The sequence below is a fragment of the Tenacibaculum profundi genome (assembly GCF_057162725.1).
The window spans coordinates 830,438-855,999 of record NZ_CM169894.1 but is presented as its reverse complement, the minus strand read 5'-3'; the positions used below and the strand labels follow the sequence as shown (position 1 = coordinate 855,999).

The 25,562-nt window shown below is 28.0% G+C and carries 19 protein-coding genes and 1 tRNA gene; 14 read left to right on the top strand and 6 right to left on the bottom strand.

Going from position 1 to position 25,562, the window contains the following annotated elements; genetic code table 11:
• Window positions 1-6: 6 nt before the first annotated feature.
• The gene (locus AC2GW8_RS03350) at window positions 7-1,125 is read right to left on the bottom strand and encodes an MBL fold metallo-hydrolase (protein ID WP_440881378.1); all 1,119 of its coding nucleotides are present in this window, start codon (window positions 1,123-1,125) and stop codon (window positions 7-9) included.
• Between the two features lie 1,307 nt (window positions 1,126-2,432).
• Here AC2GW8_RS03350 and AC2GW8_RS03345 point away from each other — a divergent pair.
• The 3 genes from AC2GW8_RS03345 to AC2GW8_RS03335 all read left to right on the top strand — a co-directional run bounded on the left by AC2GW8_RS03345 (window position 2,433) and on the right by AC2GW8_RS03335 (window position 6,209).
• Window positions 2,433-3,896, top strand: a complete 1,464-nt coding sequence (locus AC2GW8_RS03345; protein WP_440881377.1) for a catalase — start codon at window positions 2,433-2,435, stop codon at window positions 3,894-3,896.
• Window positions 3,897-4,260: 364 nt separating this feature from the next.
• On the top strand, window positions 4,261-5,073 hold the full coding sequence (locus AC2GW8_RS03340; RefSeq protein ID WP_440881376.1) for an SDR family oxidoreductase: 813 nt from the start codon (window positions 4,261-4,263) through the stop codon (window positions 5,071-5,073).
• A gap of 227 nt (window positions 5,074-5,300) precedes the next feature.
• Window positions 5,301-6,209 carry a helix-turn-helix domain-containing protein gene (locus AC2GW8_RS03335; RefSeq protein WP_440881375.1) on the top strand — a complete coding sequence of 303 codons (909 nt, stop codon included), beginning with the start codon at window positions 5,301-5,303 and terminating at the stop codon, window positions 6,207-6,209.
• A 593-nt stretch (window positions 6,210-6,802) separates the two neighbouring features.
• Here AC2GW8_RS03335 and AC2GW8_RS03330 read toward each other — a convergent pair.
• The gene (locus AC2GW8_RS03330) at window positions 6,803-7,228 is read right to left on the bottom strand and encodes a DUF2147 domain-containing protein (protein ID WP_440881374.1); all 426 of its coding nucleotides are present in this window, start codon (window positions 7,226-7,228) and stop codon (window positions 6,803-6,805) included.
• Window positions 7,229-7,809: 581 nt separating this feature from the next.
• Complete coding sequence (locus AC2GW8_RS03325; protein ID WP_440881373.1) at window positions 7,810-7,944, bottom strand: hypothetical protein; 135 nt, start codon at window positions 7,942-7,944, stop codon at window positions 7,810-7,812.
• 611 nt (window positions 7,945-8,555) lie between these two features.
• Here AC2GW8_RS03325 and AC2GW8_RS03320 point away from each other — a divergent pair.
• From AC2GW8_RS03320 to AC2GW8_RS03305, 4 genes are all read left to right on the top strand, one after another.
• Window positions 8,556-8,792: a hypothetical protein gene (locus tag AC2GW8_RS03320; RefSeq protein ID WP_440881372.1), complete on the top strand. Its 237-nt coding sequence runs from the start codon at window positions 8,556-8,558 to the stop codon at window positions 8,790-8,792.
• A 201-nt stretch (window positions 8,793-8,993) separates the two neighbouring features.
• A complete protein-coding gene (locus tag AC2GW8_RS03315) occupies window positions 8,994-9,317 on the top strand; it encodes a hypothetical protein (protein WP_440881371.1) in 324 nt (107 codons plus the stop codon).
• Between the two features lie 210 nt (window positions 9,318-9,527).
• A complete protein-coding gene (locus AC2GW8_RS03310) occupies window positions 9,528-10,991 on the top strand; it encodes a S41 family peptidase (RefSeq protein WP_440881370.1) in 1,464 nt (487 codons plus the stop codon).
• A 416-nt stretch (window positions 10,992-11,407) separates the two neighbouring features.
• Complete coding sequence (locus AC2GW8_RS03305; protein ID WP_440881369.1) at window positions 11,408-11,647, top strand: hypothetical protein; 240 nt, start codon at window positions 11,408-11,410, stop codon at window positions 11,645-11,647.
• A gap of 1,354 nt (window positions 11,648-13,001) precedes the next feature.
• Here AC2GW8_RS03305 and AC2GW8_RS03300 read toward each other — a convergent pair.
• The gene (locus tag AC2GW8_RS03300) at window positions 13,002-13,529 is read right to left on the bottom strand and encodes a KdsC family phosphatase (RefSeq protein ID WP_440881368.1); all 528 of its coding nucleotides are present in this window, start codon (window positions 13,527-13,529) and stop codon (window positions 13,002-13,004) included.
• A complete protein-coding gene (locus AC2GW8_RS03295; protein ID WP_440881367.1) occupies window positions 13,513-14,265 on the bottom strand; it encodes a Rossmann-like and DUF2520 domain-containing protein in 753 nt (250 codons plus the stop codon). Before AC2GW8_RS03295 ends, AC2GW8_RS03300 begins: the two co-directional genes overlap by 17 nt.
• 370 nt (window positions 14,266-14,635) lie before the next feature.
• Here AC2GW8_RS03295 and bshB1 point away from each other — a divergent pair, with 370 nt between their 5' ends.
• The 7 genes from bshB1 (at window position 14,636) to AC2GW8_RS03260 (ending at window position 22,288) form a co-directional block, all read left to right on the top strand.
• A complete protein-coding gene (bshB1, locus tag AC2GW8_RS03290) occupies window positions 14,636-15,352 on the top strand; it encodes a bacillithiol biosynthesis deacetylase BshB1 (RefSeq protein ID WP_440881366.1) in 717 nt (238 codons plus the stop codon).
• A 55-nt stretch (window positions 15,353-15,407) separates the two neighbouring features.
• Window positions 15,408-15,483: transfer RNA gene (locus AC2GW8_RS03285), tRNA-His, on the top strand.
• 299 nt (window positions 15,484-15,782) lie between these two features.
• On the top strand, window positions 15,783-16,718 hold the full coding sequence (locus AC2GW8_RS03280) for a threonine ammonia-lyase (protein ID WP_440881365.1): 936 nt from the start codon (window positions 15,783-15,785) through the stop codon (window positions 16,716-16,718).
• Between the two features lie 250 nt (window positions 16,719-16,968).
• Entirely contained in the window at window positions 16,969-17,991 is a 1,023-nt protein-coding gene (locus tag AC2GW8_RS03275; RefSeq protein WP_440881364.1) for a threonine aldolase family protein, read from the top strand.
• 151 nt (window positions 17,992-18,142) lie between these two features.
• A complete protein-coding gene (locus tag AC2GW8_RS03270; RefSeq protein ID WP_440881363.1) occupies window positions 18,143-19,207 on the top strand; it encodes a prolyl oligopeptidase family serine peptidase in 1,065 nt (354 codons plus the stop codon).
• A 591-nt stretch (window positions 19,208-19,798) separates the two neighbouring features.
• Complete coding sequence (locus tag AC2GW8_RS03265) at window positions 19,799-21,166, top strand: cysteine dioxygenase (RefSeq protein WP_440881362.1); 1,368 nt, start codon at window positions 19,799-19,801, stop codon at window positions 21,164-21,166.
• 588 nt (window positions 21,167-21,754) lie between these two features.
• Window positions 21,755-22,288 (top strand): hypothetical protein, encoded by a 534-nt coding sequence (locus AC2GW8_RS03260; protein WP_440881361.1) that lies wholly within the window; start codon window positions 21,755-21,757, stop codon window positions 22,286-22,288.
• Window positions 22,289-24,139: 1,851 nt separating this feature from the next.
• Here AC2GW8_RS03260 and AC2GW8_RS03255 read toward each other — a convergent pair.
• Window positions 24,140-25,402 carry an endo-1,4-beta-xylanase gene (locus AC2GW8_RS03255; RefSeq protein WP_440881360.1) on the bottom strand — a complete coding sequence of 421 codons (1,263 nt, stop codon included), beginning with the start codon at window positions 25,400-25,402 and terminating at the stop codon, window positions 24,140-24,142.
• Between the last annotated feature and the right edge of the window lie 160 nt (window positions 25,403-25,562).

The following is a 25,562-nucleotide window of genomic DNA, read 5'->3' as shown; positions in this document are numbered from 1 at the left end:
GTTTTTTTATTGCTTATACTGTTTTAAAACCTCAAAATGATCATCGTTTAATCTCCATATGCCATCTTTTTCTTTTACCCATTCTTCTTTTGTAATAATTCCTTCACCAACATTCATGCTCCAATCTGATGATAAATGCACAGTTGTGGGATTAATTTGTTTAACGATAGTGTTTCTATAAACTAAGAAACTAGCGCCTTTTTTTACGAAAGGTCTCCAGAATTTATCTATTTTAGCTCTTCCTATAAAAGTTCCAAATGGTTTTGCAGTCATCGAAGCATTTTTAGTATATGCGCTAACGCAGTAATCAACATCACCTTGATTAAATCTTTTAATCCATGTATTGCTAGCTTTTAACACCTCTCTTTCGGCTTTTGTTTTTTGGATTTTTTTTGGATTTTTAAACATCTTTCCATGACCAGGTACGATCCAATCTACTTCGTGTATCCATTCCGCTCTATTTTTATCTAAAGCAGCTTGATCTTGAGCTAAAGGATCTACTTTCGGACCAAATTGATCATTCCACCACATGTGAGTTAGTAAATAAAGTCCTTCTTTTGTGTTAACTAATAAGCTAGCATCTTCATGAGTATGTCCAGGAGTTTTAATGACTTTAACCCCTTTACTAATTTCAAATTTATCAGGATGATCTTTCCAATCATCATTTTTATAAGTTGCCCAAAAGTCAACAATCGTAGCATTAGGAAATACTCCTAATCTAGTATTATGATCGGGATGATGATGACTTATAAAAATGTGAGTTACATCCTCTTTTTTTACCCCTAAGTTTTTCATAGTATGAATTACATTATCCCAATCACCTTTAGCTGTCATACCCGGATCGGTTACCATAATCATATCTTTTGTTCTTACTAAAGCAATTGTGCTTGCTGCTTTTCTTGCTCCATCAGGTTGAGCACCTGGTAAAAATGTTTTTCCTTCAATTGGTTTTACATAACCATCATATAAAATATCTACCGTTGGTGAGCCTTTATGAATGTAGGGATTAGTGTTAGTTCCTTTATGTTCATGTGTGTTTTTACCATGTTTGTGTTTTTGTGCATGTGCACCTATCACAAATAACACTAGGGTTGTGATTAATAATGTTTTGTTTAATATTTTCATTTTATATTTGTTTTACTATTGACAAAGGTAGAGTTAATAGAAAGATAAAGTTGGTGACAAAAGTTACAGAATATTTTTTTGTACGGATATATTAATTCAATAGCATCACTTACTTCATATTCAATATGAGAGAGATGTTAATTGTTGGTATTCTACATACCTACTTTTCTTAAATAGTATTTCACTACAATGTATGTCTACAGCCTCTTATTTAATATTGGTTTTATTATTTTTAAAAGAAAGGGTTTATACCTCTTTAATTTCTAAAATATTAATTTATCTACTTTGTAGATTTTTTATCAGTTTAATTCTTTTTTATACATGAACTATCAGGGAAATAAAATAATTATTTATTACGATATCAATTAAAGCTACTATATATATAATTAATAGTAAATATTTTGATTTAAGTATTTGATTTACAAAAGTATTTTATTGTAGGTGTCATCAGAGGTGTCAGCTTTTATTTTTTGGAGTTTTGTTAATTTATTAAGAGTGTTATTAGAAAAAGTAAATTGGTAAACATTTATTCAACAATAAAATCATTGAGAAGATGATTTATTACTCAATTTTATTATTATCTAAAAGCAAAAAACGGTTTAACTAAAACTTACTGATGTAACTTTATTTGATTATTATTTCGTAATTGGTAAAGAATTGAAAAAAGAGAATAAATTTTATTGTTCAACAAAATTTAGAAGATCTAGTACGGTTAATTTAAAAATATAAAAATGATACGAGAATCAAAATTACTGTTACGAGTGACATTGTTATAAATAAAAAGAACAGCGAAAAAAAATTATTTTAAGGTAGTAAAAACTTACATTTTACAGAAGTTAATTTTTGTGTATAATTACTTTAGTATTTTGATCTCAAACGCAATTGCTAAAAAAGTATAAAAGGCATTAAAACGATCTTATTATAAATAATGTAAGAAATACACTTACTAAAGAAAATATGAATTAAGATGTTTTTTATGTTTAATATTTAGCAAATGAATTTATAGCCTAAAGGTTAGGCTCTCCGATACTTAAAAAAAGGGTGAGATATTTTTGATATACTTTTATTATAAGTAAAATAAATATTTTAAGTTTTTGTAAATAGTTGTAAACATTGTGTTTAGATAAGATATATTCTTAAACTATATAAATAATTGATAGCTATATAAATTATTGATTTTCTGGCGCTTTTCAGAAAATTGTTATTTAAGATATATTTACAGTAGACATATATAATTATATATGTCTGTTAATTGAATCTCATTAAAAAACTAATAGGGTTTTTAAAATATATTTAAACTTAATAAAATGAAAGAACAAAAGAAAAAACTTACATCAGTATCAGGTAGGCCGATTGCGGAGAATCAAAATGTAAAAACAGCAGGTAAAAGAGGACCTATGCTTTTAGAAGACTTTTGGTTTTTAGAAAAACTTGCTCATTTTGACAGAGAAGTAATTCCTGAAAGAAGAATGCACGCAAAAGGCTCGGGAGCCTTTGGTACATTTACGGTAACCCATGATATTACCAAATATACTAAAGCTAAAATATTTTCTGAAATTGGAAAAAAAACAAAACTTTTTGTCCGCTTTTCAACAGTAGCAGGAGAAAGAGGTGCTGCAGATGCTGAAAGAGATATAAGAGGCTTTGCTATTAAATTTTATACCGAAGAAGGCAATTGGGATTTGGTAGGAAATAATACACCAATTTTTTTCTTGAAAGATCCTTATAAATTCCCCGATCTAAACAAAGCTGTAAAGCGCGATCCAAAAACAAATCTCAGAAGTGCCAATCATAATTGGGATTTTTGGACGCTTTTACCAGAAGCTTTACATCAAATTACGATGACGATGAGTGAAAGAGGTATTCCAAAATCATATAGACATATGAATGGTTACGGTAGTCATACATTTAGTTTTTTAAATTCAGATAATGAGCGATTTTGGGTGAAATTCCATTTCAAAACAGTACAGGGAATACAGAATCTATCGGATGCTGAAGCAGAAAAAATAGTAGGGAAAGATCGAGAAAGTCACCAACGCGATTTATTCGATTCTATTGAAAATGGAGATTTTCCAAAGTGGAATTTAAAAATACAAATTATGCCAGAATCCAAAGCAAAAGATTACCGTTTCAATCCGTTTGATTTAACTAAAGTATGGCCTCATTCTGATTACCCATTGATAGATGTTGGAATAATGGAGCTAAACCAGAATCCAGAAAATTATTTTGCGGATGTAGAGCAAGCAGCATTTAACCCAGCCAATGTAGTTCCAGGAATTGGATTTTCACCTGATAAAATGTTACAGGCTCGTTTATTCTCATATGGAGATGCTCAACGTTATAGACTTGGAGTAAATCATTATCAAATTCCTGTTAACAAACCAAAATGTCCTTTTCATAATCCACATAGAGATGGCGCAATGCGAGTAGATGGAAATGAAGGCTCAACCATTCATTACGAGCCTAATAGTTATGGGCAATGGGCTGAAAGTAAAGAACATGTAGAGCCTGAATTATCTTTAGCAGGTAATGCCTTTCATTATGACCACAGAGATGATGATGATTATTATACGCAGCCTAGAAATTTATTTAATGTAATGTCTTCCGAACAACAACAAATATTGTTTGACAATACCGCACGACAAATTGGAGGAGCTGAAAAATTTATTCAAGAAAGACATATTAAAAATTGTTTTAAAGCAGATCCGAAATATGGAAAAGGAGTTGCAAAAGCATTAGGTATCAATCTCACTGATTTAGATTTGTATTAAATACAAATGAGGCATAAACAAGGTATAAAATTAATTTCGATTTAGTACAGATATTAAAAGGTTTAGCATGTAATAATTAAGTGTTATGAATTGAAAGTTAAACGTTTCTAAAGCCTCCACTAACTATATATTAAATTTTAGAGATACACTTGTCATAAAACACCTAATAAAAGGTGTTTTATGTGCCTAAAGATTTAGTAACCTAACTATAAGTAGTAGTTTATCAGTTAAATAAATATTTTTTAGGAGGTTGTCCTTAGTTCATGTATAAAACAGTAAAAAGTGTTGTAAAACATTTAATTAGTATTATTTTGATTTTGTTGTAATTCAGATATTTGTATTCTAATTATTAAAAAATATAAATATGAAAACAATATTTATTACAGGTTCAAGTAGTGGGATAGGCAAAGAGACTGCCAAATTATTTCAATCTAAAAATTGGAATGTAGTTGCTACGATGCGAAGACCGGAAGAAGAGGAGGAGCTTACAAAATTAGATAACGTATTCGTAACAAAATTAGACGTTTTGAACTTGGAGTCTATACAAGATGCTGTTAAAAAGGCTATTTCAAAATTTGGAAAAATTGATGTTTTAGTGAATAATGCAGGTTATGGAGCATACGGAACATTAGAGTCATTTTCAAAAGAACAAATTATAAGGCAATTCCATACAAATGTTATAGGTCTTTTAGATGTTACTAAAGCTTTATTACCACACTTTAGAGAGAATGAGGCAGGTACAATTGTTAATGTTTCTTCGATAGGAGGAAGGATAACATTTCCTTTAGGTTCTTTATATCATGGAACTAAGTTTGCTGTAGAAGGTATTTCTGAGTCATTAAATTATGAAGTTGGACAATTTGGAGGAAAAGTTAAAATAATTGAACCGGGTTCTATTGCAACAGATTTCGGAACAAGATCCTTTGATTTTTCCCATAATGAAGAATTAACCCAATACAATAACTTAGTTACGTCTGCTCTTGATTTATTTCCAAAAATGCTAAGTAATTCATCACCTGTTAATTTGGCTTCTGAGACTATTTATGAAGCAGTAACAGATGAATCAGGTAAATTAAGATATGTTGTAGGTGAAGATGCTAAATTACATGAGTTAAATAGAAAGCAGTTTGATGATGAAACCTTTGCTAAAAATATGTTATCTCAGTATGGACTATAAGTAAAACAGAATAAATATTAGTGAATATTTTAATTAATTCTTAACTATTTTTTTATTCATCGCCCATTTACTATAATAAAATTATAAGGTATATCTTTGTGAATAATAACAAGAATCAGAATAACTTAAGAAAGAAAAAATAATTTAGAACTTCTTCTAAATTATTTTTTAGCTTTTTTTTTAAAAAAATAAACAGGTATATTTTTACAACTAAAATAATATATAAAATGAAGTCAATTTTACAAATATCATCTATAGGCGACCTAGCTAAAAATATAGGTTTTGAAATGCATCATCCGCTTATATCAATTGTTGATTTGTCGAAAGTTAATTTTGATTTTAAGTCAGGAACAAGGGTTATGACTGATTTTTATCAAGTTTACTTAAAAAATTATTGTGTTAACGGAGTTATTTACGGTAGGAAAAAGTTAGATTTTCAAGAAGGGAATTTAATGTGTTTGGCCCCTAATCAGGTGCTTACTGTTCAAGAACAGCAAAACTTTGACCAAGATAATGTTGGGTGGGCTTTATTTTTTCATCCAGATCTTATTAAAGGTACTTCTTTATGGGATAAGTTTAAGAAGTATAGTTTTTTCTTGTATGAGGTATCAGAAACGCTTCATTTATCTGAAAAAGAAAAGAATATATTGAATGAAAGTGCAAAAAATATAAAGAATGAACTTTTAGAAAATATTGATTCATACAGTCAAAATATTATAATTTCATCACTTGAAGTTTTTCTTAATTACTGTCTTAGGTATTATGGAAGACAATTCATAACTAGAAAGTCAATTAATAATAATACTCTAATAAAAATTGAGAATTTTTTAGATTCATATTATAAGGAAAAAAAGTTTAGAGAAAAGGGATTACTTACTGTTAAAGAATTATCAGAGCAGGTTTCGATGTCTCCAAATTACATGAGTGATTTAATCAAAAAAGAAACAGGTATGAATGCACAAGGTTACATTCATTACTATTTAATAGAGGAGGCTAAGAACTTACTACTGAGTTCTGATGATTCAATTAGTGAAATAGCTTATAATCTTGGTTTTGAATACCCACAATATTTCGGTAAACTTTTTAAAAGGAAAACAAAGTTAACACCATTGGAATACCGAAATTCAAAAAATTAGATTTTAGAATCAAAGTATTTGTTACTTTAATATTCTTTAAAATATATTAGTAATTCCATCTAGAACTTACCCTTGTATTTTACTAAAACTGCGTATTAACTTTTATAGAGTGAAATGTATGAAGTTGTAATGTTTGGTTAACACGCAGAAATTTTAAAAAGAGACCTTAAAGAAAATGAAATAAAGTGAATTTTAAAATAAGTGTTATTACTAATAATTATACCCGTATTAATTGTTTTAGTATAGGTACAATTACTAGTTATTTCTGCCAGAAAACTTTGAAATGAAAATTTAATATTTATTTTCAGTACTTAATTTATCAAACGGACACAATCATTGACTCAATAGAATTAGTTGTTTAGTTACTAGCTTAGATATTAGTTATTCTTTTATTATATTTTACGGTTAAATGAATTGAGAGAGGTGTAATCAAAAAATGGTTCTATGAGCTTGTACAAAAATAAGTGAATATATAGTTGAAAATTTACCAGACGAAAGAATAAGTGTAATAATTCAAAATCAATAAATGTATAATAAAATTTGATTTGAAGCGATTCTTTAAAGAAATAGACGACCTGTTATTATATATTTTGTTAGTTAGTTTTTCTGTGCCAATAGGCAGTTCTACCAAGTAATGAAAAGCCAATATAACCTCTTATCTTAAGTTTATTATTTTTTTCAAGTTTTATGTAACATTTATATTCTTTACCATTTTTAGGATCTAGTATTTTACCGCCATTCCATTCATCTCCTTCTTTTTTAAGACCAGACAGAATATTCATTCCTAGTATAGGCTTATTTTTTCTTTTTCCACTACATTTTTCACATAAAGCGTTTTGTCTATTTTTATCCTTAATTTCTATAATTTTAGCAAATGCTTTACCATTTTTCTCGTAAACTTCAATAACACTGTCTACTTCATTGGTTTCTTCATCACGGTTTTCCCATTTACCAAATATTGATTGCGAATTTATGTGTGTGGTAATTAAAAGGAGTAAGACGGTAATTAGTCGTTTCATATGTATTTAAAAATTAATTATTTTTAGTTTCTAATATTTTAATTTACTACCCAGATAATAGAGCGAAATATTTATCAACGCTTTTAGTAAAAAGGCATGAAATTAAGTAACTGATGCAATTTAATAAAATTATTTATTCTAAATAAGTATCAATAAATATGCCGATTATTGTTTTTTTGTAGTAAAATGAATTTTTTTTGATGTTTTTAACAATTTAAAGTGGTTAAATACAATAAAAACAAAAAGTGGAAGTAAAGCCAACTATTTTTTTATTCATTTAGCTAAATAGAAAGTAATATACTCTATTTCTATAGGCCTTAATTTATTCTAAGTGTATTATTTAGTAAGGTGTTTTATTTTTGGGTATCGCAATAGGTGTCAATTTTTATTTTTTAGAGTCTTTCTAATTCATTAAACAAGCTATCAAAAAAAGTAAATGATAAACATTCCTTAAATTAATTATTTGCATTTTTGGATTTAATAAAAGCTTTGGAGTTTAAAAAAGTCTCGAATATTTTTTTAGTATAAGAGATATTAGAAATTTTCTTTATCTCTTTATATGTAAACGGTATTTTAAAACTTTATAAATTGTTAGTTTTATTTTCAGTAAGAGTTTTACTACCATCAGTTGAATTGATATTTATATCCATTAATTCTTGATTATTTCTTGAACCTAAAAAAAGATTCCACATTGTTTTGATGGAAAGCTTCCCCATTTGTTTTGAACTTGATAAATAGACATTTTTAATGATTTTCGTTTAATTTTTATGTAAAATACCTGTAATTAACAGAGATTAAATTTTAAAATTCTATTTTCTTATACTTGTAATTTCCATTAAAGTTAAATACAATTAAAAAGAAAAACAACGTAGTTTCTATAAGTGGTTAACAGTGAATAGGATCATTTAAATCTACTTATTATACCTGTTTTTAAATTAATCAACTATATTTAAAGATGTTACTTTAAGAAAAGTAACAGAAAGAAATTGTTGAACTAAAAGCTTTAGTGCAGAACTAACTAAAAGATAAAAACTAAGCACTTTAGGACTTAAAAACACACTTACCGCATAACCTCTTTTACAGATGGTTTTTTTATGGTCAAGGTCTAATAAACGAATTACAAATAGCAGTAGTGTAAAATGTTTAAAAAGAGATTGTTAAAAATAATTGAAGATATAGTTGATTTAAGTGACTGTAAAGAACTAAATTTATTTGTAATGATAACAATATTTAAACTATATTAAACCTGTAGTTATTTCGCTACGCAAAAACAATTTATATAATGGAAAAACAAGTTTTAGTATAGGGTTTTAAAAGTCAAGGGTTTGTGGAAAATAATGATGCTGTTTTTATTTTTAAAAAGGATTTAATTGATCTCGAAACTATTGAGGAGCACAGTATTCATGAGGATGAGGTACCTTGTTTACTTTATGGTAATACAGGTATTAATTCAGGTTTTTGCATTTATACAGGGGAACATTTTATTTGGTTAAATTGTCAAACACCAGAGGAAGCTGTTAAAGTATCTGATACTATCGTATCTTTTGAGCCAGTTTATAAATAGTAGGTTCTCCAATGACTTAAAAACGGAAAAGTTCTTTTAAATAATTGTGGTGAGTTAAATAAACGTTTTCATTCGGATAAATAATGTTCCTTAAGTATTTAAATTATTAACTTTTGTTTTTTTAAGGCAATTTAAATTAATATTATATTTGTAGTGGAAATATACACGGATCTGAATACTTGATGGTTAGATGTAGTTACAATGGGTGAAAGAAAAGCCACAGATCAAGATTTAGATTATTTACTAAAACTAAGGTTGGAGAATGCAAAATATCGTTCAGAATCGGTAGTACAAAAGCCATTAAAAATGGATTTTTTTAAGAACCATACCACAGAATGCCTTACTGACAGAGATTGTGAGGTTTTCATTACCTATGATAATAGCGAAACAGTCGGGTATATTGTTGGTTTCATTAACAAAAATCATCCAATTTTTGATCTAGTAAAAGATGCTTTGATTGATGACTTTTACGTTAAGAGTAGTAACAGAAAAAAGGCTATGGAAGTAAATCGTATGATAATATGATTGAATGGTTTAAATCAAATAGTATTGGACGCATTAACTTAAATGTGTATTTAAGCAACTCTTTTGGAAATAATTTTTTGAAAAAAGAAAACTTCACAACACAATTCAATAGAAAATCAAAGAGGATTAAAATTAAACTAGCTAACAAAAACTAAAACCAATTAAAACTGGTTTTAGCCAAAATGTTGACCTTTATTAAACATTAAAAACATGACAAAATCAATTTCTTTTCTTTTTACATTATTGTTTACTAATCTATGTTTTTCCCAAGACATAAAAATCGAAGAACTAACATTTGATGATTATTTGTTTGACTTATCTATATTGGACAGCTTAATAGAAAAGCAACATCCCAATCCTTATAAATTTATTTCTAAAGATGAACAACTGATTTTTAGGAACCAAGCTATTAAAAACTTAAAAAAGAGTCCAACATTTTCAAATTTTATAAAATGTACAAACCGTTTTGGGGATGGACACCTCATATATACTCCAAAGGATGAATTTAAGGATTACATGATAGATAAATATACCTATTTCCCTTTTCCTGTTATAATAAGAGATGGACGAATGTTTGTAAACATAAAGGGGTATGAATTAAAATACCAAACAGAGATTCTGTCTATACAAAACAAGTCTGTAAAGGATTTATTAAGGATATTTAACAAACATATTCATGGAGATGGATATTCAATTACCTCCACAGAGTCAAACCTTTCAGATTTTTTCCCAGCTAATTACGCAAACTTCATTGAATCAAATGTAAATAAATTCAAAATTGAATACCTATCCTATGAAAGCAATAAAACAGGCAATTTGACAGTAGATCCTGTAGATTATTATGAAATTTATAGAAGACAGCTTTTGGCAATACAACCAACCAATCGTTTAGAACAAGAGAAAGCAATTGTTTCTAGATATTACAAGAGTAGAAAAACAGGAGTAATTACCGTGAATACTTTTTATTTTAACGAATCTAGTGCTTACAAAGAAATGAGTGCATTTTTCAAAAAAATTAATAGCGAAAAATATAAATCGGTTATCATAGATCTAAGAATAAATGGAGGAGGAAATCCAAATATGGCGGCACTTCTTTTCTCTTTTATAATTGACTCTAACTTCAAAAACAGTTTTAATTATAAAATGAAAAATATAAAGATAACAAGGGAAAATTTATTAAGTGATAATGGTAATCCAGCAAGTGATGATGAGATAGAAGGATTTGAAAATTTTTTATATCAACGATTTAATAAAAACGAAAAAGGTCGTTATATAGGAAATGAAAGACTTAAAGAAGGAGTTTTAGAGAACTTTCCCCCAGACAAGGATAGCTTTAATGGTGATGTTTATTTAATGGTAGGGGGGAAAACGTTCTCTGCCTCAGTATTTTTTGCCAAACTTTTTAAAGATCATAAAAGAGGAAAAATTATTGGGATTGAAACAGGAGGTAATGAAAACAATACCTTCGCTGGGTATTTCCTAAATTATAAACTACCAAAAACAAAGCTTACGGTAAGAATTCCAATTACGGAGTTATATTTTGGAGAAGGTAAAGAATCTAATCATGGAATTATACCTGATATTACTATTCCAATAAAAAAATATCAAGAGTACCTAAGGAAAGAGCAAGACCCAGAATTGCAATATATAATGGATAATTACATCAAGTTATAATTTTTTGTAAAAACAAAAGGTAATAAATTATAATAGTCGAGATATTAGTGAAATCAAGGAATGTAGCCTGATTCAATTTCATAGCAAATTTTGAGCCCTACAGTTAACTTATATTCTTATATCAAAGGTTAGTTGCAGGTAAAAAAAGGCGATTCATGAAAAAACAAATAGTAAAAATATTATCCATTATTTCATCATCAGTGTTAACTGAATTGACATATAGAATTTTAATCCTCAAATAAAAAAATTAAGAGAGCATGAATTAGAGTTTATGGATAAAACACAAAAGGGAAAGATTAAGTTTGGTGAATTCGATATTCAAACATATAAACGGGGTAATTCAAAAGATGAAAATTTTTCTTATTTACGGTTGAGAAGGTCAAGCAGGTAATTTCACAGACATAATAAAGAAGCTTTTGAAAAATAATTATTATGTCATTTCATTTGATGGACCTTTTCATAGATTTAGCAGTATAGGAAAAACAAGTTTGTACGAATTTAGTGATTTCATTGGAAAAATGATAAAAGAAAATGATTGCAGGAAGTTGATAAGTCATTCCTTTGTAAGAGTAGCAACAATTTACGCCTTGTTTAGAAACAAGGATATTGAAATAGATAAATATGTTTTACTGATTACCCCTGATAAATTTAAATAAGTAAACTCTCAGAATTTTTTTAAAAATTACATTTGCGGTTTACGATAATTTTTGAAGCAGTAAAGCCTCGGTTGTTGTCTCTAAAAAAACAATCATAGAATGATTAACATAGTGAAAGTGATAATAGGTACTAAACTTAATTTTTTTGATAGCAAATGTTCCATAAGCTTTTAATTATTTCATTATGTTCAGAAGGAGTAACCTTTATGTATTTAACAATACAAAAATATGAAGGAATTTCATTTTTTTTTGTAGTAAAAGACCTGAGACACGTATGTGAACTAATAAAAGATATTTAGGATAACTACCGTCAACTTTTTTTACAGACTTTTTGCCCGTTAGTTCATCTGTAAAACTTTTAAATACTTTTCCGTTTAATACTTCGGTCAATCCAACCCTATTACAAATTATTTTAATTTTCTCATTGAAAAAACTTTGGTTTATTTTTATAGGGATAGCTCTTTTTTAATAATTTGTTAATATGAGGATCAATTGGGGGCATTATTGTTTTTCCTGCACTACTTTTTGTCTTCTATGGCTATCTCTCAATAAATCTATCAGCTAAATTAATTTCTGGTAAGTTTAAAAAATCCCTTATGCGAAGTTCTGTTCATACACCAATAATAAAAAGGTCTCTTTATATTTGATATAATCTAATCTAATCTAATTCTTTTATTCCTGTATTTTTCAAATTCAATTATTTTTTGTGAGGTAACAGAATAATTAGATATAGTTTTTTTGCTAAACTTGGTTTTAGTTTTTCTGTTGATGATAATTAGGTGTTTTCTCAACGAAGTCAGTAGGATAATCAAAAAAGTAGATGAAAGCCTTACCAGTTTTTTCTTTATTAAATTCTTTAGCGAAATCTTTTTTTTATTTTTTTGGCAATAGGAATAGAAGCGTTGTTTAAGTCAAAATTAGATATAGTCTTGTCAAATAAATCAGAATATTTATTCAAACTTCTCTTAATTAAGTTTAAGTCTGAATATTCGTTTTTGAGTAATGTCATTTGAGTTTCTTTATTCCAATCTTCGCGTAGTATTTTTTGTTTAGTAGAATAAACAAATCCTCCTTATTTCTTTGAGATAAAATATTTGAATTAAATATAGCTTTTTAAGTTTTATCACTTATTAAAAATAAAGCTCAAGTAATCAATTTTATCTAAACAAAACGAATTAATTTTTTAGAGGTATTATTTATTTTAGCACACATAAATAAAAATTAATATTTTGTAAAAATTTGAAAAAAAAACTTTGAGCTTCATTTGCTTGGGAGTAATTAATTATGAAAACTTAAAAGAACTATTCATTTCCATATTCTATAAAGCGAGGCTAATCCTATTTTTTATAAATTACTAATCATATTTTGCGTCGAAATTTTCATCCCATTTTTCTTGAACTCTCATTACTTGTTCAATAACATCTCTAACACAACCTTCTCCTCCTTTTTTATCAGAGATATATTTAGAAACATTTTTTATTTCACGGGCACCATTGTTTGGGCTACAAGGCATACCAACTAACTTCATTACTGGTAAGTCTGGTAAATCATCTCCCATGTAAAGGACATTTTCATGATTTAAATTGTATTTTTTAACCAATTCATTGTATTGATCGACTTTATGATGAGCACCAAGATAAATATCTTTGATTCCTAATTTAGCAAGTCTTATTCTTACACCTTCATTAGTTCCTCCAGAAATAATACATATTCTATAGCCGTTATCAATAGCAACTTTTAGTGCAAATCCGTCTTTTACATTCATGTTTCTAACAAGCTCTCCATTTGGCATTATTGTAATCATTCCATTGGTTAAAACTCCGTCTACATCAAATATTAAAGTGTCAATTTGAGGAAGTATTTCTTTATAACTTTTTTCCATTTATAATTGATTCTGTTATTGTTTTATAGAGTTCTCGATGTTTATCATCAAGAACATTTAAATGTTTTTTTATGGTGTTAATATCGTTTCGTAAAGCAGGACCTGTTTGAGCTTTTTCGGGAGACAATATTGCAACTTTTGCAGCAGTTTCTTCTATTAAAGGGAAAAGAATTTCGAAGGGAATATTGTTTTTTTTACAAATTTCGTTTCCTACTGAATACAAGTGATTGGTAAAATTATTTACAAATACAGCGGCGACATGAAGATAACTTCTTTGTTTGGAATCAATATGATATATCTTTTGACCAATGGCTAAAGCTACTTCTTCTAGAAGTTTTAAATCCTTGCTTTTTTCGGTTTCTAAGCAAAAAGGAACTTCTTTAAAATCAACCTTTTTATTATTGGAAAAACTTTGTAATAAATAGAAAACACCTCTTCGATTTGTATTTCTAATTGCTTTCAACGATACGGTTCCGGAAGTATGTACAATAAGTCCTTCTACTGAAATTTTTGAAGAAACTTCTTCTATAGCGTCATCAGATACAGCGATAATATATAAATCAGCATCTTTTAATTTCTGGAGGTTACTAGTAATATTAATTTGGCTTTTATGTTCTTTCAGTTTATTCGTATTTCTGACAAAAACCTCAATTAATTGAATATTACTGGCACCTAAAAATGCATTAATTAGGTGATTAGCAACTTTTCCTCCTCCGATAATTGAAACTCTAATCATGTAGCGAATTTATATAAATTTATTGAAAACTACTTTTTAATTATCCTGTATTATGTATGTACAAAGTAGTGTAATTAAAACAATGATGTTAATTATTTGTTACCAAGTACTATTATGAATAATGATGGTTTATTTGTATCGGTTAAAAGCAGCTAAACTCAAATTTGATTTTATTTGAATGGAGAATTATTACATAACCAGTCATTTATTTCATGATTTATTGAAACGACTGATATAATTATTTATTTTTGACTTATAATTCTATATAGTAACCTATGAAATACATTGTCTAGTTTTAAATACTAACAAATACTAGCTTATCAATTAGGTTACAGATTAAAATAAAAATGAATAAAAAACAAATCAATTGATGAAATTAGATATACTAGCGTTTGGTGCACATCCTGATGATGTTGAATTAGGTTGTGGTGCAACTATTGCTAAAGAAGTTGCTTTAGGAAAAAAAGTAGGCATTATAGATTTAACCAGAGGAGAATTAGGTACAAGGGGCTCTGCTCAATTACGAGATGAAGAAGCATCAAACGCAGCAAAAATTTTAAATATCACCGTTCGAGAGAATTTAAAATTTGCTGACGGTTTTTTTAGTAATGATAAGGCACATCAATTAGCGGTGATTAGGATGATTAGAAAGTATAAACCAGAAATTGTTTTATGCAATGCCATAGATGATAGACATATTGATCATCCAAAAGGAAGTAAATTAGTAGCTGATGCTTGTTTTTTGAGCGGATTATTGAAAATAGAAACAGACATAAATGGGGTTCCTCAAGAAAAATGGAGACCAAAACAAGTATTTCATTATATACAATGGAAAAATATAGAACCAGATTTTGTGGTAGATGTTACGGGGTACATGGATCATAAGTTAGCATCAGTAAAGGCTTATCAATCTCAATTTTATGATCCGAAAAGTAAAGAGCCTGAAACGCCAATAACAAGTAAAAATTTCGCGGATAGCATAAAATATAGAGCCAATGATTTAGGAAGGTTAATTGGTGTTGAATTTGCAGAGGGTTTTATATCAGATCGTTATATAGCAGTTGAAAATTTGAGTAAATTAATTTGATAAAATGTTTGGTTAGATAGTATAAACCTTATATATTTGCACTCGCAAATCAAATGGTGGTTGTAGCTCAGTTGGTTAGAGCGCCGGATTGTGGTTCCGGAGGTCGTCGGTTCGAGACCGATCTTCCACCCAAAATTTAAGCCTTAGTATACACTAAGGCTTTTTTTATTACTCTAGGCATGGCCCATATATCTTTTAACGTTTATAAGTTCAATTTTTAAAGTATTTTAGATTTTTATAAAATAAAAGCTATTCTTAATGCCAAGATTCATTATAAAATTAAGGAATTTCAATTTTAATGATAAAGCATATAAAAAATAAGCTCGTTTTTTTCAAATACACTAGTTTTGAAGGTGTATTACTATGATAAGCGTTTTGTCATGATTTACTAGTAGATGTTAAGTTTATGATAATTGTAAAACAGTAAAAAATGTATAAAGAGGATATAATAAAAGCACACCAACGAATAAAACCCTATATTCATAATACACCAGTTTTAAGTTCAAATCTGATTAATAAAATTGTTGGGGCAAAGCTGTATTTTAAGTGTGAAAACTTTCAAAAAACAGGTGCATTTAAAATGCGAGGTGCAGCCAATGCAATTATACAATTAACCAAAGAGGAGAAAGCCAGGGGAGTAGTAACGCATTCGTCTGGAAATTTTGCTCAAGCATTATCATTAGCAGCTAAAATTCTTGGAGTCAAGGCTTATATTGTGATGCCTAAAACAACATCTGAAGTAAAGAAAAATGCTGTAAGAGAATACAATGGGAATATTATAGAATGTGAACCGACCCTACTAGCAAGAGAAAATAGTGTAAAGAAAATCCAAGAAAAAGAGGGCGCTACTTTTATTCATCCATCAAATGATTTAAATGTTGTCTTAGGTCATGGAACAGCGACAAGAGAACTATTAGCAAATCAAGTCAATTTAGAATATATTGTTACTCCAGTAGGAGGTGGTGGTTTAGTAGCCGGAACTATTATCGCAACAACATGCTTTGCTAAAGATTGTAAAGTAATTGGAGGTGAGCCCTTTGAGGCGGATGATGCATTTCGTTCTTTACAAAGCGGGAAAATCGAGTCTAACAAATCAATAAATACAGTAGCCGAAGGTTTAAAAACACAATTAGGAAGCATAAATTTTCCGATAATTCGAAGAGGTATTGAGAAAATAATTCGTGTATCAGAAAAAGAAATAATTAGTGCAATGCGTTTAGTTTGGGAGCGATTAAAAATAGTTTGTGAGCCATCTTCAGCGGTTGCTTTAGCAGCTATAATAAGAGAAAAAGAGAAATTTAAAAATAAAAATATAGGGATTATTATTTCGGGTGGCAATGTTGATTTGGATAAATTACCATTTTAATTATATAAAAATACTCATAAATATTTTTAAAAAAGGGTGATACACTTAATTAAATTCGATATGAGGTTTGTCAATGGTAGCCTATTGAAATATTAGTTTGTAAAAATAAGATATATTAAAATCTTATTTTAAGAATTGCTTTTAGTAATAGGAAAAATAGACTTTTATTTGCTTTTTAAGAAGTAAAAGATGATTCTTCATGGATATTCTGGAATGTAATCTTATTAATTTAAATCAAAAAACAAATAGTATGAATAAATACAGTTTTAAAAATGATTATGGGGAGGGGACGCACGAAAGAATTTTGACAGCATTAAATAAAACAAATTACATTCAAAAAGAAGGATATGGAGAAGATAGCTTTTGTGAAGAGGCAAAACAAGCAATTCTTGAAAAACTAGGTAATAGAAAATCAGAAATTCACTTTTTATCTACAGGAACACAAGCGAATTTAATTGTAGTTTCTTCAATATTAAAGCCATATGAATCTGTTATCGCTCCATTAACGGGTCATATTTCAGTACATGAGACAGGGGCAATAGAAGCAACAGGTCATAAAATAAATACAGTTGAAACAAAAGATGGAAAATTAAGAGTTCATGATATTCAACTAGTACTTGATGCTCACCAAGATGAGCATATGGTAAAACCCCGTTTAGTTTATATTTCAAATACAACTGAAATTGGAAGTATTTATTCAAAAAACGAAATCAAAGCGCTTTCAGATTTTTGTAAAAAAAATAATTTGTATTTATATGTTGATGGTGCACGTTTGGGTTCAGCTTTAATGTCAGAAAAAAATGATTTAACTTTATCAGAGCTCGCAAGTTTTGTAGATGTGTTTTACATTGGAGGAACAAAAAATGGAGCACTAATAGGTGAGGTTATTGTTATCAATAACGAAAAAATGAAAAAAGATTTTAGATTTCATTTGAAGCAAAAGGGAGCATTATTAGCCAAAGGAAGAATTTTTGGAGTTCAATTTTTAGAATTATTTAAAGACGATTTATATTTTGATTTGGCAAAACATGCAAATTTAATGGCTTCGAAATTAGCAAAATCAATGAACGAGTTAGATTATGAGTTTATTACTGAACCCGTTTCAAATCAAATTTTTCCAATTCTGCCTAATAAATTAATTAAAAAACTTGACAAGAAATATGGTTTTTATATCTGGAAAAAAATTGATGATAATAATTCGGTAATTAGATTGGTAACTTCATGGGCAACAAAGGAAGAATTTGTAGATCAATTTATATCAGATTTGAATTAAATTATTTCTTATCTTTTTACTAATTCTCCTCTTCGGAAAGTAAAAATTAGAACTGCGAAACTTTAAATTAAAAAGAAAAAGGTGTCTGATAATTAAACCTTTATAAAATAAATAAGTCTTATAATTATATAAGATTAAAAAGTAATGTAGTATGCGGAAAATAATTTATTTATTGATGTTGAGTGTTTTATTCTTGACTGCTTGTAGTAGAGAACAGGTAAGTTTAGAAGAAAATGGAATACCGGTAGTCAAGGCTGAATCGTTTTTTACAGTTCTAAAAGATGAAAATATTAGATATGCAGATGGGCTTGGTCATAATAGTTTGAGTTCTATTCCTTTTTCAATTCCCATATATTTGGATGTTTACTACCCTAACAACTTTGAAACCCAAAGACCTGTTTTTATGTTTATTCATGGCGGAGGTTTTACTGGAGGAATAAAACACAAACCTGAAATTGTTGAAATGGCTAATTATTATGCTTCAAGGGGGTGGGTTTTTATTTCCATAGATTATAGAACAACGGAAGAATTAGGAGATGCGGAAGGAATGAGTTCCGACGAAGTTCTTACTTATTACAAAGGAATTGCGCCAGAAGAATGGATAAAACACGCCTTACAAGGAGCAGAAACTCTTAAACAATTTCAGCAAGCTATAGCAATGTATGCGGCTCAAAGAGATGCTAAAGCAGCTCTTCGCTGGATTATGGCGAAGGCAGATACCTACAACATTGATAAGGATTTTATAACAGTTGGTGGTGCCTCAGCAGGTGCAATTACGACTATAGCTTTAGGAATTTCAAATCAGGAAGATTTTAGAGATGAAGTTACTATAAACGATGACCCTACACTTGCCACAACACACCTAAACGAAACCTATAGCGTAAGAAGTATGATTTATTTTTGGGGTTCAAATGCAAAATTGGATTTATTCGAGGCAGTTTACAATTTAAAACAATACGCTAGATATGATGTTGATGATCCTGAGCTATTTATGGGACACGGGGAAGCAACAGATCCTGTTACTCCTTATGAAGAGGCACTGGAATTACAAAGTGTTTATGATTCTTTAGGAGTTTATAATAAGTTGGTAACTTTATTATTACCTAATGGTGAGCCTGCAGGTCATGGAGCTTGGAATGCAAAGGTAGATGGTAAAGGTTTGTTTGAGTTAACGTTTGACTTTTTAGTAGAGAGACAAAGTTTAATTGTTGAGTAGGAAACACAATCAGTCTATTGTGCTCAAATGAAACTTAAGTTAAAACTGATATCAGTTTCCTTTGATTATATTACGTTCAAAACTAAAAATAACTAAAAATGTGTGACTGTTTTATAGTACCTGGATAGTAAGCAAATAATGCAACAGATAATGCAGCTAAAAAAGAGATACTTTAAATTCTTGTCAAGAAAAGTATTTTTAAAAAGTTGAATAGTATTTTTTTATTTTAATGTTTTGATCATCATTGTGTTTTTGTTGCTGTGTTTTAAATTTATGCTTACAAAATAAGCAGGTGTTAAATAAATGGACTATTTGAAATTATGTGATGATCAGTTTGATTCTCCATAAAAATAAGCTATCTTCAGAAGGTGATATCAAAAATTGATAGATATCAATTTCAGTATATTTTACATGAATAACTTTATATGTTTAACTAGAGAAAGATAATTTTTAGTTTAAAAACTATGTAATTAAATAAATAGTTACAGCTTACTTTGTTATGAAGAATTCAAAAAAATATGCTAAATAAATCTGAATCGTACTGAGTACGGTTTGGTTTTAGATTATTTGTAACCAAATTTAATATATATTATGTCAAATCATGATGATAGGTTTTCAGTCGTAAAGCCTAAAAAACCAGAATTTAACGATGATATTGTTACGCTTCCTGTGGCGGGGCAAGGGGTAATTATATTTTCTCCAGAGAGTAAATCTTCAAAAATAGAGTTTTCAGATCCTATTAGAAAAAAGTATTCCAACACTTATCAATATTTTTGTTTTGAAATAAATGAGTCTGATTGTAATTTTTTTGCATCAAAAAAAACATATCCTGAACTTGAAGATCTACTTTTTTCAACAAATAAAGGTTATGATAGCTATCCAAATGGTCCCTTTTGGTTAAGTATAGATTTTGAAAACAGATTACTAAAAGGAGGGTATGGAGAGCCAAGAGCAGAGTTAGTTCTCTTTAGTTTTAATTTTTCTAAAGGAGAATTGAAAGAAGGAAATGTGGAGCCAAACTTACATCCAACTGAAGAAGATGACCCAGCAATATCTGAATATAGATGGATAAAAGAAATGAGTAAAATACAACTTACGAATACTTCAAAATTATTTGCTGTTTTTAAAGATCCTATAACTGTAAATGTGGCTATGGCAGTTAAAGATATGAGTCAAATTACCATGTGGGATGTGTCGAATAATATGGCAACAGTTCCTGCAAATTTACCAAGTGTTTGTCAAAAATTATTTGAAAATGTGGGTGGTGTAAATTTTAATCTTCAATCAGTTAATAAAGACTATAATTTGGATGAAAATTTTGATTTTGCAAAAGCCATTCAATATAGTATTGATACACCAGGTAAAATATGTTATAATATCATTGAGGAAAAAGCGAAAAGAGAGGTAGAGACTGGCTTTGGAGATCCTAATATGGTTTATTTAAGAATAACTATGGGAGGAAATCAAGGGGAGTCTCCAGGAATTCCATATGTTATGGAAATATGGCCAAGTAATAAATATTCTCCAATACACAATCATGGTGGCAGTGAGGCTGTTATTAAGGTGCTTCATGGCGAAATAGATGTTGATTTATTCGCTACTCTGAAAAAAGCTTCCCCGAGTACTAATAATTTAATGCAAGCAATGAAAGAAGCTTATAAACCTGAGCTTTTTAAAACTTGTAAATTTAAGTTAGATGAGGTAACTTATATAACGCCTTGGCTTAATCAAATCCATCAACTAAAAAATAATAATCCAGTAGATGCTTGTATCACTATACAATGTTATGGCTATCCTGAAAATAGTGATGTTCATTATGAATATTTTGATTGGTTAGATACGAATAAACATGAGACTGGTGAATTTTTTCCTGATTCTGACTTTAGTTTTAATGATTTTGTGAAGGCAATATATGAGGAGTATAAGGAAGTGCATGCAAGTAATTTAATTATGAGTTAAAAAAGTTTCATACAACAAAAAACTAACAAATAAAACAAAAATAAATTAAGGCCTATATATGAGAGGCCGATAATATTACTACACACCCCTTTGAACATTATTTTTGATCAAAGGGATGTGTAATAAATTTAAGATCACTAACTGTTATGAAAACCATAATTTTTATATTATAGATAGTTGAAATCTTATCATGACATAAAATAAGTCAATCAAAGTAAAACTTTCGATATTTTCTTATTTAGTTTAAGTAATCGATAAACATCTAATTATTATAGCTATAAAACTATTTTTTTTGTTTAAAATACTCGAATTATAATAAGTACTTTAATTATTAACTTATAATTGGGCATACTTTATATAATAATAGAAATTAACTTCGAGAAATATTTATTTGGTAAGATTAAAGTCATACGTCATTTTAAGTTTTAGTATTATTTAAATTATTTTGAATATTGTTTATTAAGTTGGTTTTAACATAAAAGCCAAAAAGCGTAAGTGAAATTAAAAACTTATGTTAAATGTACCCAGCTAGGTAATGTGATATAAATTAAACACTTAATATTGCAACCGAAATAAAAAATAAATAAAATGAAACATTTAACAAAAGGTGCTTTGGCATCACTACTCCTTCTAGGGGTATTTACTTTTACAAGCTGTTCAGATAACGATTCTGAATTACCTCAGATTGAAAATAAAACGGAGCTAATTGATAGTAATGGTATGGCTTCAAGAGGAGTTCAAGTAGAATTGCAAAGATTAAACAAAATCAAAGGTAATGCACCACAGGAGAATAGACGTCTCAGAAATGATATAACTGAGATTGTTGATGAACTAGAGTTTCAACATTTAAGTGGCGATGAAGGTACCAAAGTAAAATTTGGTGGAAAGAATAGTGATCTCAGGATTGATCTACAGGGCTATCTTAAAAATGGAGATGCTAATATTCAAGTTCAATATAAGCAATACACTTATTGCGCTATAATTTTAGATAGTAATGCTTATTCAGCAGGTGCAGAAAATGAAACAGGAATACTTAATTATGTTAAATTAGGACTAATGGAAAGCTTAAAAGACAACACGGTTTATAAGGTAGCTGTTAACATTACAAATGATAGGCCTTAAAAGAAGAGCTTGTATTTAGTTTAAAACTACATGTTAATGTAAAATTACTTTTTTGTGTAAAAATTTTAAAATGTAGTGATATATATTACTTCTTTTTTGAAGAAAAACACCTTTTACGAGGTGTTTTTTTATGTCCAAAATTTAACTAGACGAATTATAAATAAAGAATAGAGTGAAAAAATTATTTAAAGAATTATCATTTCTAAAAAAATGAAAAGCTGTCAGAACATGTTTAGGGGAAATTATTTTTTTGGGATGTTTTTTGTTCTGACAGCTAAAATTAAACTAATTATAATAATGAAAACTGTTATTTAAGGGCGTACTTAATTTATCTATTATTCTTAATTATATTACAAGTATATTATTGATTTTCCAATAAAAAGAGCATTAGGTATTTGTGTACACTAGTTTTACTAATAAAAGAAAGTAAATGTCGAAAATAAGAGAAATATTGTACAAATAGTAAGTCCTTTGATCATTTAAAATCGTACAAGTTTTTTACGTTATTCTGAAGAGTTTGTGTTTTTTTTTCATAATTCAATAGTTTATATAGACAAAAAGGTTAGTTTAATAAGAAATTATTCCTGTATAGGATCTAGGTAACTGTTAACTAAATATTAGTTGGGGTTAATTATGAATAAATTTTGAAAGAGAGAATTTGGTAAATAGCAACAAAAACCAACGAATCAGTTGCCCTTCAGAAATCATATTTTAAAAAAATCGAAAGGAAATGTATTTTAACTAGTGTAGCTTTATTAAATAAGAGATTGCTTGGAGTTCCGGAATACTTGATCAAAAAAGGAATTTATTTGTTGGATAATTAAAAGGTGAAATCAAGAAGAGAGTTCAAAATTAATTAAATATTTGATTTTTAGGTTATAACGAAGTGTAATTTTAAATCTACTTTTAATTTCTATCTATTCATCAAAATATTGAAAATATAGATTGTTTAGTGCATAGTGGTTGTATAATTTCTTTAATTATTTTATTTATAAAAACCACTTAATAATTAAAAGTGTAAAATTGATTATAACGTAAGTTTTTGAAGCAACAACAACACTTAATAATCGGGTAAAACTTTAGTAAGTAAATATTTTTTAGCTAAAAACAGCTGGCTAGTTCAATTGAACAAAGTAAGCGTTACCGTATTATGAAACAATAGTTTTGATAAACTTAAACGCTTCAAAATAAAAAGTTTTATTGATTTTTAAAAAGTAAAATATCAAAAAAGTATTTATTTTATCTATAAATATAGTTTTACTAAGATAAGTTATATTTATAAAGTAACTAAAAAATAAACTTATTACTTAATCTCTTTTAGTAATATGGCTTTTATGATCAAAATTTAAGTAAATGAATTATAAATAAAGATATTTTTTTGATAAAAACAAAAGACTGTCAATATTGACAGTCTTTATCCCCTTCAAAAAAAATCATAACGATAGATGATTTTCGTATATATCAAAATTAAATAGATTATTTATATTTTTTAGTTTATTTGTATAATTAAAAATTATAATTATATAAGAAAAAAAAGCAGTGAAAATGATATTATATCATACCTACTATTTATTAATTATATATGTTTTCTATTTTATTTTAGAGTACAGAGAAATTAGGTTAATTTAGGATTTAGTTTTATTAGTCCATTTAATGATAGTAAGTTTCATATTCCCCTTGAATTTTGTTTTTAGCGTCTAACAGTTTTTAAATCAAAAAATAAAAATAGTTTAGTTTAAATTGTAATAAAAAAACAATAAATGAGCTAACTTGAAATATAGAAATTATTGTATGTAATTAATTACTCTCTAGGATAAAAGAAATAATTTAAATAAACTTATTTTTCTTAGGTTATGGAAAAATCCACCATCGCCAAAATCCATTTAATCCGTCTTCAAATCCAGTGTGAGCGGGTTTTCTATGGTAGTTTTTATCATAAATACAGGGCCAATCTTCTTTTCCTAAATAAGGGGTAAGCCAATTATCGGCATCACTAAATTGCCAAAAAGTAATACCATGCTTTAGGTGATTCGGAACAATTTTCTGATAAGCATTTGCTACAGTGAAGTACTTTATTCTTTGAAAAAAATCTAACCACCATGAACGACGGTTAAAGTTTTTTAAAAGGTTTAAAGAAATATCCAACTCAGAAATATGTACTTTATAGCCTCGTTTAACAATTTTTCTTAAGTTATGATGAATAAGAGGAGAGATAGTAGTGAAAGCGAAAAGGTGTCCTTGTAGTCCAATGCCGTCAACTTTGATACCTTTTTTTCGGATATCATCTAATAAATTTAATACCTTTTCAAGTTTTATAGGGTTGATTAGTAAATGATAGTCATTATAAAAAAGAGATACTTCCCCATTAGTAGCTTGCTCGGCATATTTAAAAGCCTTTTCTACCCATTCAATACCCAAATTATTAAACCAAATACCAGGTCTATAATTAGCTCCATGTTCATCAAAAGCCTCATTAACCACGTCCCAGCTTTTTATTGTTCTTTTATATTTAGATAAAACGGTGAAAATATGATTTTTTAAAATACTATCAAATTGGATAGGAGTTCCTTTAAAGTTATATAACCATTGGGGGTTTGGTTTGAAATCACTTCTATCCCAAGCAAGAACATGACCATGAACTCTTTTTTTTTGAGTTTTGGCTAAAGAAAGCATTTTATCGGTATTTTCCCAATTATATATCCCGGGATGTTTAGAAAGATTGCCGAATTTTAAAGAGTTTTCAAAAGTAACACTTGAAAATTCATTTTTAAAGATAGGTAAATAGGCCTTATTAGAAAGATTATTTATATTAAAAGCGGTACCTATAAAGTTTGATTTTAAAGTAAAATTATTCTTGTTCGCCGGAGTAGGCTGTTCGTTTTTTGTTGCAATTAATTTTTTAACGGTTAGGTAATCTTTATCTTTTAAAACATCATAACCATAATCATTTTTCATTATGGTTTCAAAGTTTTCAAGAGTAATATTATTATAAATACTAGAATTATTAGAGTCTAAATTGATATACTTCTTATCGGTACAAGCTACCATTATAAATTTTAATATAATAAGGTATATGAGCGTTATTATATTCTTTTTAGGGTAATTAAATTTCATTTTATAGAGTTTAAATTGATTTTATAAAAATAGTAAAGTATTTTAAATCAATGAGTAAAGTGTTTTGGTGTTATCTTTATTATAAAATATTTTGAGATATTTTTATTTATGGAAATAATTAATAAGAATTTCAGATAGTAGTAAAATCACTGTATTATCA

Bases quoted from the DNA above. Each gene is read 5' to 3' on its own strand.
- AC2GW8_RS03345 (WP_440881377.1), top strand. From the start codon at position 2,433: ATGAAAGAACAAAAGAAAAAACTTACATCAGTATCAGGTAGGCCGATT.
- AC2GW8_RS03260 (WP_440881361.1), top strand. From the start codon at position 21,755: ATGAAACATTTAACAAAAGGTGCTTTGGCATCACTACTCCTTCTAGGG.
- AC2GW8_RS03300 (WP_440881368.1), bottom strand. From the start codon at position 13,529: ATGGAAAAAAGTTATAAAGAAATACTTCCTCAAATTGACACTTTAATA.
- AC2GW8_RS03295 (WP_440881367.1), bottom strand. From the start codon at position 14,265: ATGATTAGAGTTTCAATTATCGGAGGAGGAAAAGTTGCTAATCACCTA.
- AC2GW8_RS03270 (WP_440881363.1), top strand. From the start codon at position 18,143: ATGCGGAAAATAATTTATTTATTGATGTTGAGTGTTTTATTCTTGACT.
- AC2GW8_RS03325 (WP_440881373.1), bottom strand. From the start codon at position 7,944: ATGGGGAAGCTTTCCATCAAAACAATGTGGAATCTTTTTTTAGGTTCA.
- bshB1 (WP_440881366.1), top strand. From the start codon at position 14,636: ATGAAATTAGATATACTAGCGTTTGGTGCACATCCTGATGATGTTGAA.
- AC2GW8_RS03280 (WP_440881365.1), top strand. From the start codon at position 15,783: ATGTATAAAGAGGATATAATAAAAGCACACCAACGAATAAAACCCTAT.
- AC2GW8_RS03310 (WP_440881370.1), top strand. From the start codon at position 9,528: ATGACAAAATCAATTTCTTTTCTTTTTACATTATTGTTTACTAATCTA.
- AC2GW8_RS03265 (WP_440881362.1), top strand. From the start codon at position 19,799: ATGTCAAATCATGATGATAGGTTTTCAGTCGTAAAGCCTAAAAAACCA.
- AC2GW8_RS03350 (WP_440881378.1), bottom strand. From the start codon at position 1,125: ATGAAAATATTAAACAAAACATTATTAATCACAACCCTAGTGTTATTT.
- AC2GW8_RS03315 (WP_440881371.1), top strand. From the start codon at position 8,994: ATGGGTGAAAGAAAAGCCACAGATCAAGATTTAGATTATTTACTAAAA.
- AC2GW8_RS03340 (WP_440881376.1), top strand. From the start codon at position 4,261: ATGAAAACAATATTTATTACAGGTTCAAGTAGTGGGATAGGCAAAGAG.
- AC2GW8_RS03330 (WP_440881374.1), bottom strand. From the start codon at position 7,228: ATGAAACGACTAATTACCGTCTTACTCCTTTTAATTACCACACACATA.
- AC2GW8_RS03255 (WP_440881360.1), bottom strand. From the start codon at position 25,402: ATGAAATTTAATTACCCTAAAAAGAATATAATAACGCTCATATACCTT.
- AC2GW8_RS03275 (WP_440881364.1), top strand. From the start codon at position 16,969: ATGAATAAATACAGTTTTAAAAATGATTATGGGGAGGGGACGCACGAA.
- AC2GW8_RS03335 (WP_440881375.1), top strand. From the start codon at position 5,301: ATGAAGTCAATTTTACAAATATCATCTATAGGCGACCTAGCTAAAAAT.